Origin of the sequence: Haloferax gibbonsii ATCC 33959 (assembly GCF_000336775.1) — an archaeon.
GTDB classification, from domain to species: Archaea; Halobacteriota; Halobacteria; order Halobacteriales; family Haloferacaceae; genus Haloferax; species Haloferax gibbonsii.
In genome coordinates, this window is sequence record NZ_AOLJ01000025.1 from 95,062 (window position 1) to 109,106 (window position 14,045).

General features: G+C 67.9%; 13 protein-coding genes. 7 read left to right on the forward strand and 6 right to left on the reverse strand.

Going from position 1 to position 14,045, the window contains the following annotated elements:
- Positions 1-112: 112 nt before the first annotated feature.
- The 3 genes from C454_RS17125 (at position 113) to C454_RS17135 (ending at position 3,798) form a co-directional block, all read left to right on the forward strand.
- On the forward strand, positions 113-649 hold the full coding sequence (locus tag C454_RS17125) for a type II toxin-antitoxin system RatA family toxin (RefSeq protein WP_004977551.1): 537 nt from the start codon (positions 113-115) through the stop codon (positions 647-649).
- Between the two features lie 85 nt (positions 650-734).
- Positions 735-2,072, forward strand: coding sequence for a Trk system potassium transporter TrkA (gene trkA, locus C454_RS17130; RefSeq protein WP_004977552.1), 1,338 nt, complete (start codon positions 735-737; stop codon positions 2,070-2,072).
- 121 nt (positions 2,073-2,193) lie between these two features.
- The gene (locus C454_RS17135; RefSeq protein WP_049905250.1) at positions 2,194-3,798 is read left to right on the forward strand and encodes a TrkH family potassium uptake protein; all 1,605 of its coding nucleotides are present in this window, start codon (positions 2,194-2,196) and stop codon (positions 3,796-3,798) included.
- A gap of 32 nt (positions 3,799-3,830) precedes the next feature.
- On the opposite strand, the gene C454_RS17140 is transcribed toward C454_RS17135, so the two are convergent.
- Together C454_RS17140 and C454_RS17145 are read right to left on the reverse strand one after the other, a co-directional pair.
- Positions 3,831-5,492, reverse strand: a complete 1,662-nt coding sequence (locus tag C454_RS17140) for a TrkH family potassium uptake protein (RefSeq protein ID WP_004977554.1) — start codon at positions 5,490-5,492, stop codon at positions 3,831-3,833.
- On the reverse strand, positions 5,492-6,172 hold the full coding sequence (locus C454_RS17145; RefSeq protein WP_004977555.1) for a potassium channel family protein: 681 nt from the start codon (positions 6,170-6,172) through the stop codon (positions 5,492-5,494). Before C454_RS17145 ends, C454_RS17140 begins: the two co-directional genes overlap by 1 nt.
- Before the next feature lie 274 nt (positions 6,173-6,446).
- On the opposite strand from C454_RS17145, the gene C454_RS17150 reads away from it, so the two are divergent.
- Both C454_RS17150 and C454_RS17155 read left to right on the forward strand, forming a co-directional pair.
- Positions 6,447-7,832 (forward strand): APC family permease, encoded by a 1,386-nt coding sequence (locus C454_RS17150; RefSeq protein WP_004977556.1) that lies wholly within the window; start codon positions 6,447-6,449, stop codon positions 7,830-7,832.
- 89 nt (positions 7,833-7,921) lie between these two features.
- Positions 7,922-8,584, forward strand: coding sequence for a potassium channel family protein (locus C454_RS17155; RefSeq protein ID WP_049905251.1), 663 nt, complete (start codon positions 7,922-7,924; stop codon positions 8,582-8,584).
- A gap of 78 nt (positions 8,585-8,662) precedes the next feature.
- Here C454_RS17155 and gatA read toward each other — a convergent pair whose 3' ends face one another.
- Together gatA and gatC are read right to left on the reverse strand one after the other, a co-directional pair.
- The gene (gene gatA / locus C454_RS17160; RefSeq protein WP_004977558.1) at positions 8,663-9,934 is read right to left on the reverse strand and encodes an Asp-tRNA(Asn)/Glu-tRNA(Gln) amidotransferase subunit GatA; all 1,272 of its coding nucleotides are present in this window, start codon (positions 9,932-9,934) and stop codon (positions 8,663-8,665) included.
- Complete coding sequence (gatC, locus tag C454_RS17165) at positions 9,935-10,213, reverse strand: Asp-tRNA(Asn)/Glu-tRNA(Gln) amidotransferase subunit GatC (protein ID WP_004977559.1); 279 nt, start codon at positions 10,211-10,213, stop codon at positions 9,935-9,937.
- Between the two features lie 262 nt (positions 10,214-10,475).
- Here gatC and C454_RS17170 point away from each other — a divergent pair, with 262 nt between their 5' ends.
- Positions 10,476-11,432 (forward strand): transcription initiation factor IIB, encoded by a 957-nt coding sequence (locus tag C454_RS17170; protein ID WP_004977560.1) that lies wholly within the window; start codon positions 10,476-10,478, stop codon positions 11,430-11,432.
- 111 nt (positions 11,433-11,543) lie between these two features.
- Positions 11,544-12,023: an NUDIX hydrolase gene (locus C454_RS17175; RefSeq protein WP_004977561.1), complete on the forward strand. Its 480-nt coding sequence runs from the start codon at positions 11,544-11,546 to the stop codon at positions 12,021-12,023.
- 51 nt (positions 12,024-12,074) lie between these two features.
- On the opposite strand, the gene C454_RS17180 is transcribed toward C454_RS17175, so the two are convergent.
- Together C454_RS17180 and C454_RS17185 are read right to left on the reverse strand one after the other, a co-directional pair.
- Entirely contained in the window at positions 12,075-13,166 is a 1,092-nt protein-coding gene (locus C454_RS17180; protein WP_004977562.1) for an asparagine synthase-related protein, read from the reverse strand.
- A complete protein-coding gene (locus C454_RS17185; RefSeq protein WP_004977563.1) occupies positions 13,166-13,849 on the reverse strand; it encodes a PHP domain-containing protein in 684 nt (227 codons plus the stop codon). Before C454_RS17185 ends, C454_RS17180 begins: the two co-directional genes overlap by 1 nt.
- Positions 13,850-14,045 lie beyond the last annotated feature (196 nt).

The window sequence follows — 14,045 nt, forward strand, 5'->3', positions numbered from 1 at the left end:
CTAGGTCGAGACACCGGCCGATTATAGGTTGCGATTGCGACGGCTGTCGGTCCCGCGGGAACGGGCGACGCGGCCCACAAGGCTTTGGTCCCGCCGACCCCATTCGACGCTCGTGGACGAGATAGCCGTCAGCACCGTCGTCTACCTGCCCCCCGAGGAGATATACGAGTTCCTCGTGGACTTCCCGCGGTACGCCGACTACTCGAAGCACCTGCGAGACGTGCGACAGTCGGGCGACGGGTCGCCGGGCACGCGGTACGCCCTGTACTTTTCGTGGTGGAAGCTCACCTACACCGCCGAGTCGAAGGTGACGGACGTCACCCCGCCGACGCGCATCGACTGGACCATCACCAAGGACGTCCACGCCGTCGGCCGCTGGCGGGTGGAGGAACTCGACGACCTGCCCGACGGGGCCCCGTCGGACGCCGACACCGCCTGTCGCGTCTTCTTCGAGGTCGAGTACGACCCCGACAGCGTCTCCGCGGGCGACATCGACCTCCCGCGGTTCGTCTCGCTGGGCTGGGTCATCGACAAACTCCGACCGGTGCTCCAGAAGGAGGCCGAGCGAATCGTCGAGCGAATCGTCGCCGACATCGAGGGGCGGCCGCGGCGCGTTGAACTCACGATACACGCGAAACCGGGGCCGTGAGCGACGGTGGCCGGGGTATTCGCGAAGGGAAATGCACATACGCGCCCGCCGTCCAACACAGGGGTATGACAGGGGCTGGTCTCTGGTGCGCGTGATAATCATCGGTGCCGGACAGGTCGGGTCGTCCATCGCGGCCGACCTCGACGAGACCCACGAGGTCGTCGTCATCGACTGCGACCCGGAGCGCGTCGACGAACTGAACTACTCGCTCGACGTGCTGGCGCTCCACGGCGACGGAACCTCCGTGGACACGCTCGAAGAGGCCGACGTCGAGCGCGCCGACATGGTCATCGCCTCGACCGACGACGACGAGACGAACATCGTCGCCTGCGCGACCGCCAAGGCCATCTCGAACGCGTTCACCATCGCCCGCGTCAAGAACACGGAGTACCTCCGGACGTGGCAGCGCTCGGAGAAGGCGTTCGGCATCGACTTCATGGTCTGTACGAACCTGCTCGCCGCGGAGTCCATCGTCCGCGTCGTCGGCCTCCCCGCCGCCCGCGACGTGGACCCCTTCGCGGGCGGGCAGGTCCAGATGGCCGAGTTCGAAGTCGACGAGGAGAGCCCCGTCGCCAACCAGACCGTGAGCGAGGCCGACCGGTTCGACTCGCTGACCTTCGCGGCCATCCTCCGCGACGGCGAGGTCACCATCCCCCGCGGGGACTCCGTCATCGGCCCCGGCGACCGCGTCGTCGTCATCGGCAGCCCCAAGAGCGTCCAAGGGTTCGCCAGTTCCGTCTCGCCGGACGAACCGCCGGGAACCGCCGAGGAGGTCGTCATCGTCGGCGGGAGCGAAATCGGCTACCACGTCGCCCGCCTGCTCGAAGAGCGCGGCTTCAAGCCCAGACTCATCGAGTACGACGCGGAGCGCGCCCGCGAACTCGCGGAGATGCTTCCGGGGACCATCGTCATGGAGAGCGACGCGACCGACGTGGACTTCCTCGAACGCGAGTACATCGGCGACGCCGACCTGCTCGTCTCGGCGCTCGACTCCGACGAGAAGAACCTGCTCGTGTCGCTGCTCGCCGCCCGCCTCGGCGTCGAACGCACCGTCGCCGTCATCGACACGACGCCGTACGTGGACCTGTTCGAGGCCGTCGGCGTCGACGTGGGCGTCAGCCCCCGCGAGGTCGTCGCCGAAGAGATAACGCGGTTCACCCGCGAGGGCGGCGCGGAGAACGTCGCACTCATCGAATCGGACAAGGCCGAGGTGCTCGAAATCGAAATCGACGCCGAGAGCGTCCTCGCCGGCAAGCCGATTCGGGAGTCGGTCGCGACGCTCCCCGAAGGCGTCGTCATCGGCGCGATAACCCGCCGTCGCGAGTTCATCACCCCCCGCGGGGACACCGTCATCGAACCCGGCGACCACGTCGTCGTCTTCGTCGATAGCTGCGTCATCGACGACGTGGGACCAAACCTGTAAGTCGGTCCGTCGCCGCACGGCCCCTCGTTCTGCGCCGAACACTCGACCCCGTCACGTCGTCGCGCGGGCGACCGCGAACCCGAACAGGGAAGAACCCGGCGCTCGGTACGTTAGTCCACGGATGAAATTGCGGGTCGATTACAGAGCCAGCCTGCGTCTCGTGGGGACCGTCCTGAAGTATCTCGCGGTCCCTCTTTGTTTCCCGCTCGTGGTCGCGCTGTACTACGGCGAGTCGGTGCTCCCGTTCGTCGTCACGATGGCCGTCACGGTCCTCGTCGGCGCGGGGCTCGAACGGCTCGCCGACGAGCCCGACATCGGGGCCCGCGAGGGCTTCCTGATGGTCGCGGTGACGTGGCTGGCCGTCACGATTGTCGGCGCGATACCGTTTCTCATCGAGGCCCACGGCATCCCCTTCCTCGCGTCGCCCATCCACCCCGAGTCGACCCTCGGGAGCCCGGTGAACGCGCTGTTCGAGACGATGAGCGGCTTCACCACGACCGGGGCGACGGTGCTCGGCGACATCTCGTTTAACTCCCACACCCGCGGCATCATGATGTGGCGACAGCTCACCCAGTGGCTCGGCGGGATGGGTATCGTCGTCCTCGCGGTCGCCATCCTCCCCGAACTCTCCGTGGGTGGCGCACAGCTGATGGACGCGGAAGCGCCCGGCCCCGGCATCGAGAAACTCACCCCGCGCATCGCCGAGACGGCCCGCGCGCTCTGGGGCGCGTACCTCGGCCTCACGGTGCTCGAAATCGTCCTCCTCTACGGCCTGCACGTCACCGGCAACGCCCCGAACATGGACGTGTACAACGCCATCGCCCACGGGCTGACGACGATGCCGACCGGCGGGTTCTCCCCGGAGGCCCGCAGCATCGAGGCGTTTTCGGCGGCCGCGCAGTGGGTCATCGTTCCCTTCATGGTCGCCGCCGGGACCAACTTCGCGCTCTTCTGGCACGTCCTCACGGGCGAGCCGAAGCGGCTGTTCCGGGACACCGAGTTCAAGTCCTACCTCGGCGTCATCGGGGTCATCTCGGCCATTCTCGCCGGAATTCTCTTCCTCGGCGACGGCCTCATGTCCGTCGCGCCGGCGGGCGAGACCTACGACCAACTCTACCTCGAAGGTATCCGCACGGCCATCATCGGCAACGTCGAACCCGCGGTCCGCCAGTCGGTGTTTCAGGTCGTCTCTATCGTCACGACGACCGGCTACGCCAGCATCGACTTCAACGCGTGGAGCGCGCCGACGCAGTACGGCCTCCTCTTCGCGATGTTCATCGGCGGCTCCGGCGGGTCGACCGGCGGCGCGGTCAAAATCGTCCGCTGGTACGTCATCGTGAAATCGCTCCGCCGAGAGCTGTTCACGACGGCCCACCCCGAGGCGGTCCGCCCGGTCAGGCTCGCGGGCCGCGCGGTCGACGAGCGGGCCATCCGCGGCATCTACGCCTTCACGCTCCTGTACCTCGTGCTCTTTTTCGTCTCGACCGGTCTGCTCCACCTCGACGCCGCGCGAACCGGCTTCGACGTGAGCATCCTCGAAACGATGAGCGCCGTCGCCGCGACCCTCGGGAACGTCGGGCCGGGCTTCGGCATCGTCGGCCCGATGGGGAGCTATCTCGACTTCTCCAACGGCTCGAAGCTGTACATGGTGCTTCTCATGTGGGTGGGCCGACTGGAGATTCTCCCCGTGTTGGTCATCTTCACGCCAGAGTACTGGCGGCGATAGCGCCGAAAAACAGGAGTCAGTGCCGCTTTTCGTCAGGGATTCAGCCCGTAGATGACCGACCGGGCGAACACCAACACCGGGATGATTTCGAGGCGACCGACCCACATGTTGAAGAGGAACATCGTCTCGACCCACGGGTTCATCCACGGGCCGGTGATGCCCGTCGAGATGCCGACGTTCCCCTGCGCGGACGCGACTTCGAACAGCGCGTCGGCGTAGGTGAACTCCGGCCCGGCGAGGTTCACGAGGAGGACGCTCGACCCGACGAGCAACAGCAGCCAGAGCATCGAGACGATGGCCGCCTCGGAGAACTCGCGGTCCATCTCGGTCCGCGAGAGCCGGCGGCCGTTCATCTCGATGTTGACGATTGCGCTCTCGGGGAGGAAGACGCGGGAGAACTGCCAGCGGATGCCGCGGGCGATGGTGTAGCCGCGGATGATTTTGATGCCGCCGACGGTCGACCCGGCGGCCCCGCCGAGGGTCATCGCCCCCGACAGCAGAATCTTCCCGCCGTCTGACCACTCGCCGAGCGGCGCGGCCTGAAAGCCGGTGCAGGTGAGCGCGCTCACCCAGTGGAACGCGGCGTCGCGGACGGCGTCCGACTCCGCCCCGCCGACGACGCCCGAGAGCCCGAAGTAGTCGGCGGTCTCGACGAACGCCGACCCCGCGGTCGCGGGGAGACTGACGAGGTTCTGGACGGCCAGCGCGACCGCGCCGACGGCGAAGAGGACGAGGAGCCAACGCGTCTGGAGGTCGCCCCAGAGGCGGTCGACGTCGCGGTTCTTCAGGACGGCGTAGTGGACGGGGAAGGCGATTGCGCCCAGCGCCATGATGGGGAGCAACACCGTCTCGATGAGCGGCGAGTCGTACGTCCCGATGGAGCCGTCGGTGACGGCGAACCCGCCGGTCGACAGGCCGGTCATCGCGTGGTTGAGCGCCTGCCACGCCGCCTCCCACAGCGGGAGCGCGGCCCCGTAGTCGCTGGCGCGGATGGCGAAAAAGAGGACGACCACCGACAGGAGCGTGTAGCCGACGAAAATCTTCCACACCGTCCGGACCGTCGAGACGACGCTCGGGTGAATCTTCTCCTCTCTGGCCTCGCCGCGGTAGAGCGCGTAGCTCCCGCTGCCGGGCCGCGAGAGGATGGAGACGGTGAGGACGATGACGCCCACGCCGCCGACCCACTGGATGAGCGAGCGCCACCACTGAATCGTCCGCGGGAGCGACGGTTCGTGGATGCCCATCGTGAGTCCGCTGCCGGTCCACCCGCTCATGCTCTCGAACAGGGCGTGTAAGGGGTCGCGGAAGTAGACGAGGCTCGACTGGGCGTAGTCGACCCCCGCGGGAACGAGCGCCGTGAACACGCTCTGTGGGGCGAACTGCGCCGTGAGGAAGAAGGGAAGCGACCCGAAGGCGGCGGTGGCGAACCAGCCCGCGGCGGCGATTATCATCCCGTGTTTCATGCGGGGCGCGGGGGCGTCTTCGAACGCCTTCCGCGCGCCCAGCCCGACGAACGCCGTCGCGCCCCCGGCGACGAGGAACGCGAGGGCGGCGTACCACTCGCCGAAGCCGACCGCGACGAGGACCGACGCGGTCATCAGCGCCGACTCCATGGCGAGGAGCGAGCCCACGTCGCGGCCGATGACCGCGAGGTCGGCGGGCCATCCCGAGACGGTTCGTCCGCGGCGGGGCATCAGTGGTCCTCGTAGTGGCCGAACACGTCGGTCACGTCGGGCGTCGCGCCCTTCGCGGAGTAGACCGTCAGGAGGTCGCCCGAACCGATGGTCGTGTTCCCGCGGGGCGTCACGGGGTCGTCGTCGCCCTCGCGCTCGATAGCGACTATGAGGGTGTCGCCGTCGAGGAGGTTCTCCTGGGCAGCCTCCTGAATCGTCATCCCCGTAATCGGCGCGTCCTCGTCGACGCGGATTTCGAACACCTCGGCGTGCTCGCCGATGCGCATGTAGTCGACGATGGACGGGCGCTTGACCGCCCGATAGAGGTACTCCGCGATGAGTCGCTGGGGGTTCTCCATCGTGTTGACGCCGATTTGGCGGTAGAGGCTCATGTGCTCGGGGTTGTGGACGACGGAGACGATGTCGGGGATGTCGAGCTCCTTCGCCAGAAGGCAGACCATGATGTTGGTCGCGTCCTTGTCCGTCGTCGTGATGATGGCGTCGGCGCGGTCCGCGCCGGCCTCGTCGAGCGTCTGTTTGACCGTGGCGTCGTCGTTGAGGACGAGGCAGTCGAACGTCGCGGCGGCCGCCTCGGCCTTCGCCTCGTCGCGCTCGACGACGACGACCTCGTTGCCGCCCTCGGTGGCGATTTCGATGAGCGGCGTGCCGATGTTGCCCGCACCGACGACGATGATGTACATGACGTTCCGGCGTGCGCATCGGGTGGTGGAAAAACTGTCGGCATGTCGTTTCGTTGGTCAAACGGGGACTTTCCGCGCAAACAGCTACCGAATGAGGCGTCGCCGCGTGTTCGGTCACCCTACTGGAGGGTAAACCGAGTGTTCGTCCAGCCCGCCCGCGCGTCTACGGCGTCTCGGTCGGGGTGGTGGACCGGATATTTATCAACAGATGTGGTATATGTGGACACATGACGGTCCCGGCCAGTCGGTCCCGCGACCAAGCGAGGGTCCGCCCGTGAGTCACTCGGGCGGGCGCGAACCGACGGTGAGTCTCAGTCTGCTCGACGCGACGATGGTCGGAATCGGCGCGATGATCGGCGCGGGAATCTTCGTGTTGACGGGGCTTGCAGTCGATATCTCCGGCCCGGCGGCCATCGTCGCGTTCGCCCTCAACGGCGGCGTGACGACCTTCACGGCGCTTTCGTACGCCGAACTCGCGGCCGCGATTCCGCGAAACGGCGGCGGGTACGCGTACGTCCGCGAGGTGTTTTCCGCACCCGTCGCCTTCGTCATGGGGTGGACGCGGTGGTTCACGTACATGATCGCGGGGTCGCTGTACGCGCTCGGGTTCGCCTCGAACTTCGTCGAGTTCGGGCACATCTACGGCTACGCCCTTCCGGGGCCGCCGGTCCTGTACGCGCTCGGGGCCGTCGTGACGCTCGTGGCGCTCAACGCCCTCTCGACGGAAGCCTCGGGACGGGGCGAGACAGCCATCACGCTACTCAAAATCGCTATCCTCGGCGTGTTCGTCGCGTTCGGTCTCACGGCCGCGGACGCGGGGGAGTTCGACCCGCTTTTCACCGAGGGAGCGCTGTCGGTCCTCCCCGCGATGGGGCTGACGTTCATCGCGTTTCAGGGGTACGACCTCATCGCCACCGTCACCGAGGAAGTCGAGAACCCGCAGGTGAACATCCCGCGGGCCATCCTCCTCTCGGTCGCCGTCACCGTGGTCGTCTACCTGTTCGTCGTCTTCGTCGCCATCGGGACGCTCGGCGCGGACGGGCTCGCTGGCGCGGGCGAGACGGCAATCGCGCAGGCGGCGGAGGGCTTCATGCCGACGTTCCCGATAGTCGGAACGGGCGCGGCGCTCATCGCCTTCGGGGCGGTCTTTTCGACCATCTCGGCGCTCAACGCGGTCGTCATCGGGTCGTCCCGAGTGGCGTTCGCCATGGGCCGCGAGCGACAGTTACCCGCCCGCCTCGGCCGGTTCCACCACCGGTACGGGACGCCGCTCGTCGCCATTCTCGCGTCGGCCGTGGTGATGCTCGTCGCCGTCCTCGTCGTTCCCATCCGCATCGTCGGGAACCTTGCGAGCCTGTTCTCGCTTCTGGGGTTCATCATCGTCAACTACGCGTTGATTCGGCTTCGGCGGCGACAGCCGAACCTACAGCGACCTTTCGAAGTGCCGCTGTACCCCGTCACTCCGGTCCTCGGCATCGTCTGTAACGTGCTTTTGGGCCTCTTTATCGACTGGTTCACCTGGGTGCTGGCCATCGGTTGGCTCGTCGTCGGCGGCGGCGTCTACCTCCTCTTGTCGAGGCGCGACGACGTCGGCCCGGCGGGACCGCCCGAGATTCAGGACCCGGAGCCGATTGAACCGGCGGAGGGAGCCGACGACTGACCGACGAATCGACCCGAGAGTCCGAAGACTACCCGCCGACGAAACACCGCACCGAGACGACTACTACACGCCGACACCAATTCACACGCATGCCCGACCCAGTAACACACGATTTACGCGTCGTCGTCGCCGGCGGTGGAGAGTTGGGCCTTCGGACGGCCGAACTCCTCTCCGACCGGGGCCACGACGTGGTCATCGTCGAGGCGGACCCGGACCGAATCCCGGACGTCGCCGACAAGTACATCGCCACCGTCATCGAGGGGGACGCCTCCCGCCCGGAGATACTCAGACAGGCCCAACCCGAGCGGAGCGACGTGGTGGCCGCACTCACCGACGACGAGTCGACCAACTTCGCCGTCTGCCTGGCCGCGCAGCGGATGTCGGACGTTCGGACCGTCATGCGAATCACCGGGACGCCGGACGAACTCTACGAGGAGTTCGTGGACGGACTCGTCTTCCCAGAGCGACTCGGCGCGCGGGCGGCGACCAACGAAATCGCGAACGGCGGCGTTCGAACTATCGAAGACATCGGTGGCAACGTCGAAATCGTGGAGGTCGAAGTCGCCGAAGACGCGCCCGTCGCCGGCAAGCGACTCGACGAGGTTCGGCTCCCACAGGGGAGTCTCATCATCGTCGACTATCAGGGGAACCGAATCGGCGGCCCCGACACCGTCCTCGAAGCCGGTCACCGCTACGTGCTCGGCGTCGAGTCGGACGTGGCCGACGAAGTGATGAATCTGTTTCGGGGATAGTCCACCCGCGACGACGACCGACGACGCGGAACCGAGCGACTCGGTCGGCGCTCGGTGCCGTGAAAAGCCGTTCTCGTGTTAGTTCTCGACCGCGGACGCGGCGCGGACGATGGTCTCCTCGCCGAACTTCGGCCCGATGAGTTGGAGACCGACCGGGAGACCGTCGGTCTCGCCCGCCGGCACCGAGATGGCGGGGAGGTTCGCGAGGTTCACCGGCACGGTGTTCGCGTCGGCGAGGTACATCTGCAGCGGGTCGTCGAGGCTCTCGCCGAGTTCGAACGGCGGGACCGGCATCGTCGGCGACGCGACCACGTCCACGTCCTCGAACGCCTCGTCGAAGTCCTGTTTGACCCACGCGCGGGCGTCCTGCGCCTTCGCGTAGTACTTGTCGTGGTAGCCCGCGGAGAGGGCGTACGTGCCGAGGAGGATGCGGCGTTTGACCTCGGAGCCGAAGCCGTCCTCGCGGGCGCGGGCGAACGCCTCGTTCCAGTTACCGTCGTAACCGCCGGACTTGCCGTAGCGGACCCCGTCGAAGCGGGCGAGGTTCGACGACGCCTCGGACATGGCGATGACGTAGTAGGCGGCGACGGCCTTCTCGACGGACGGCATGCTGACCTCGCGGTACTCCGCGCCCTGCGCTTCGAGTTCGTCGAGCGCGGCCCAGAACGCCGCTTCGACGCCCTCGTCCGCGCCCTCGACGAACTCGGTCGGGACGCCGATGGTGAGCCCCTCGACGTCGCCGTCGGCGGCCGCGGCGTAGTTCGAGTCGGCACCGGCGTCGCGGGTCGTGCCGTCCCGGTCGTCGGGGCCGGCGATGACGTCGAGGAGCGCGGCGGCGTCCTCGACGGTCGGCGCGATGGGGCCGATCTGTTCGAGGGAGTTCGCGTAGGCGACGAGGCCGTACCGCGAGACGAGGCCGTAGGTCGGCTTGATGCCGACGACGCCGCAGAACGCCGCGGGACAGCGGATGGAGCCGCCGGTGTCGGTGCCGAGCGCGAGGTCGGCCTCGCCGGCGGCGACGGCGGCCGCGGAGCCGCCGGAGGAGCCGCCGGGGACGCGGGACTCGTCGACGGGGTTCTTCGTCGGGCCGAACGCCGAGGTCTCGGTCGTCGTCCCCATGCCGAACTCGTCCATGTTGGCCTTGCCGACGATGGTCGCGCCGGCGTCCTTCAGGAGTTCGACGACGGTCGCGTCGTACGGCGGGACGTAGTCTTCGAGCATCGCGGAGCCGCAGGTCGTCCGCAGCCCCTCCGTGGAGATGTTGTCCTTGACGGCGACCGTCTTGCCGGCCAGCGGGCCGTCGTCGGAGCCGTCGAGCGTCTCTTTCGTGATGAAGGCGTTCAGCGACATCTACGACACCCGCGGGCCCTTGAAGAAGCCGTCTTCGGTCTCAGCGGCGTTCGAGAGCGCCTCCTCTTGGGTGAGGCCCTCGCGGACCTCGTCGGGGCGCATCACGTTCACCAGTTCGTCCTCGCGGTCGACTTCGGGGACCTCGTCGAGGGCGTCGAAGTAGCCGAGGATGTCCGCGAACTGCGCCGCGAACTCCTCGACCTCGTCCTCGTCGAGGTCGACCCGCGCCAACTCGGCGACGTGTCGAACCTCGTCGGCGTCGACGGGCGTATCGCTCATGTATCGGAGGTGACGGAGACCGGGAGTAAGAGTTTCGGTGTGGGTCGTTTCCTCCGGTCCGCGGGGTGGGACCGCCCGGGCGAGCTCGCCGACGAGACGACTGGAACCGACCCTGCGAACACGGCTCATTCCGTCCTTCTGCCGCCGTCAGATATAAGTAACGAGGGTCAATACGAATAGACGGAGAACGACCGTTCCCAGTTGCTTCTCTCGCACACAAATGACAGAAAGTGTCCGACGTTTCACGACCGGCAACGCGCGCGTGCGCAATGAGAATACGAAAGATACCGAGCAGACCGACGCCGAGCGGGAGCAGACGCTCTCGTGTCCCGAGTGTGACTCGGAGAGTCTCGTCGCCGACTCCGAACACGGCGAGACGGTCTGTGAGGACTGCGGCCTCGTCGTGGAGGAAAACGAGATAGACCACGGCCCCGAGTGGCGCGCGTTCAACTCCTCGGAGAAAGACCAGAAGTCCCGCGTCGGCGCGCCCACGACGAACATGATGCACGACAAGGGGCTGTCGACCAACATCGGTTGGCAGAACAAAGACGCCTACGGGCGCTCGCTGTCGTCCCGCCAGCGCGAGAAGATGCAGCGACTTCGCACGTGGAACGAGCGGTTCCGCACCCGCGACTCCAAGGAGCGCAACCTGAAGCAGGCGCTCGGCGAAATCGACCGCATGGCCTCCGCGCTCGGCCTCCCGGATAACGTCCGCGAGACCGCCTCGGTCATCTATCGCCGCGCGCTCGACGACGACTTGCTCCCCGGCCGCTCCATCGAGGGCGTCGCCACGTCGGCGCTGTACGCCGCCGCCCGCATGGCCGACACCCCGCGGTCGCTCGACGAGATTACGAGCGTCTCGCGCGTCGAGAAGGACGAAATCGCCCGCACCTACCGCTACGTCGTCCGCGAGCTGAAGCTCGAAATCAAGCCCGCCGACCCCGAGCAGTACGTCCCGCGGTTCGCCAGCGAACTCGGCCTCTCCGACGAGTCCGAGCGGCGCGCCCGACAGCTCTTGAAGAACGCCAAAGAACAGGGTGTCCACTCGGGCAAGTCCCCCGTCGGCCTCGCCGCCGCCGCCGTCTACGCGGCCTCGCTTCTCACCAACGAGAAGGTGACGCAGAACGAGGTCTCCGAGGTCGCAAACATCTCCGAGGTCACCATCCGCAACCGCTACCACGAACTCCTCGAAGCCGAAGAGCAGGTCCAACTGCCCTAACCCGGCCGGTTCGTTCGGTTCGCGCCGCCGCGTCTCGCTTCGCTTCGTTTCGTCTCGCTCCGTTTCGTCTCGTTTCGCAACAGCCATGCCGCTCGCTCCGGAGCCACAGCCATGGAGACGACCCGACATTTCACCTCGACCGTGTACATCGTCAACGACGGTGCGGTGGCGCTTCACCGACACGAGCGCCTCGGCATCCGCATCCCGCCGGGCGGCCACGTCGACCGCGACGAACTCCCCCACGAGGCCGGCCTCCGCGAGGTCCGCGAGGAGACGGGTCTCGACCCCGAACTCGTCGACGACACGCCGTCCGTCCCCGCGCCCGACGGCCGGGCGCTCCCCCAGCCCCGCCAGCAGATGCTCTACGACATCAACGTCCACGGCGACGGCTCGGTCGGTCACCAGCACATCGACCACATCTTCTACGCCCGCGTGGACTCCCGCGACATCGACCCCGCGGCGGGCGAGGCCGACCCCGAGGTCTGGTCGTGGTACGACGAGTCGGCCCTCCGCGAGAGCGACCTCGACCCCGACACGGTGCAGTTCGCGCTGGAGGCCATCGAGGTCGTCGGCGACGAGACGGAGAACTGAGTCAGACGGAGAACTGAGTCGAACGGAGCGACGAGACCGACCGGGACCGACCTACTCTACTAGCGATTCGACGTACCGCTGGACGTGATTCTCCATCCGCCGCTTGAACCCCGCCTGCCGCGCGAGCCGGTCGAGTTCGCGCGAGGCGTAGGTCCCGTACTGGACCGCCTTCTTGTCCGCTTCCGCGACCGACTCGGGGAGCACGCCGCTCGCGGCCTCCCTGAGCGCGACCTTCCGCCGGTCGCCGTCGACGAGCAACTGGCCGGGAAGCGGGAGCGCCGCCGAGACCACGCGGTCGTGGAGCAGCGGCGCGACGGGTTCGACCCCGGCGGCGCGGAGGACGAGCAGGTCGCGTTCGAGCTGGTCGGGGAGCGTGAGAATCAGCTCGCGGGCCGCCCCGCGGACGGTTTCGGCCTCGACGCGCGGGTCGTCGGGGGCCTTCTGGACCTTCGCGTAGCCGCCGAACAGTTCGTCCGCGCCCTGTCCGACCGCGAGGCGGTCGTAGCCGTCTTCGGCGACCCGCTCGGCGAGCAGGTACAGGGGAAGGACGATTTGCACGTCCATCGGGTTCGTCCGTCCGAGCGCGGCGACGATTTCCGGGACGGCGCGTTCGAGCGCCTCGTGGGTGAGTTCGACCACGGCGAGGTCGCGGTCCATCGCGGCGGCGGCCTCGCGGGCGGCGGCGACGTCGTGGGAGCCCTCGAAGCCGGCGACGTAACAGGGGGCGTCGGGGACGCCGGCCGCGACGACCGCGGAGTCGACGCCGCCGGAGAAGGCCACGGCGAGGCCGTCGTCATCGACCGACTGAACCGAGTCGAAGACGGCCTCGCGGACGCGTTCGAGCGCGGCGTCGCGGTCGGTGGCTGCCGGCGGGTCGGGGAGCGACCAGACGCGTTCGTCGTCGCCGGCGGCCTCGCCGGTCGTCTCGCGGGCGTGACCGGCGGGGACGGCGACCGGGTCGTCGAGGTCGCGGTGGTCGAACGACCACCGCTCTGGGTCGTCGCGCTCGGAGAAGAGGGGCTGGCGACCGAGCACGTCGCGGACGAGTCGGCCGTCGAGTTCGCCCGCGAATCCCGCGGTTCCGGGGAGCGGGTCGCGCTCGCCGAGGGCGCGCCGGACGAGGTCGGGGGACGCGCCGCGCATCAAAAGAGGTCCGTCAGGGCGTGTTTCAGGCGCCGGGTCGCGCCGCCCGCGGCCTGCCGGAACGAGATACGCCACGGGGTCTTGTTGCCGACGACGCTGGTTCGCCCCTCGGCGACGGCCGAGAGGATGGCGTCCGCGCTTCGGGTGTCGGTGCCGACCTCGGTGACGGCCTGTCCGACCATCTCCGCGATGTGGGCGTCGCTCCCGGCCGTCATCGGGAGGTTCCGCCGCTTGGCGAACCGCTCGGCGCGCTGGTTGGCGATGCCGGTGAGGAGCCGCGAGTTGTAGATCTCGATGGCGTCGGCGCTGGCCAGTTGCGCGCTGGAGATGTGCGGGGCGACGCCGTGACGCGACTTCTGGAAGGGGTGCGGGACGACGGCGATGCCGCCGGCGTCGTGGATGCGGTCGAGCGTCTCGTCGTACGACAACCCCGCTGGAATCAGTTCCTCGACGCCGAGCGCGAGGACGTGGCCCGCGGCGCAGGTGACTTCCATCCCGGGGATGCCGACCAGTCCGTAGTCGGCCGCGAGTTCCGCGGCTTCGAGGCTGGCGTCTATCTCGTCGTGGTCGGTCACGGCGAGGGCGTCCAAGCCGACCGCGACCGCCTGTTCGAGGAGGTACTCGATTGGGTCCCGGCCGTCGTAGGACAGAGACGAATGCGAGTGCAACTCGACCGATAACACACCGTCTCCTAACGATGGAGGCTAAAAAAGCGCCCCGGTCCCGGTGTGATTGGCGTGTTGACCTCACGCACGGCTTCCGGTGGGGTATCGGAGCACGCCGCCGTTGATGACACCGACGCGAGAGACCGTCCGCGTCCGCGGACACTCCGCGCGCGCCGACATACCGCCGAAACTGGTCGAGATGTAAGAATACAGA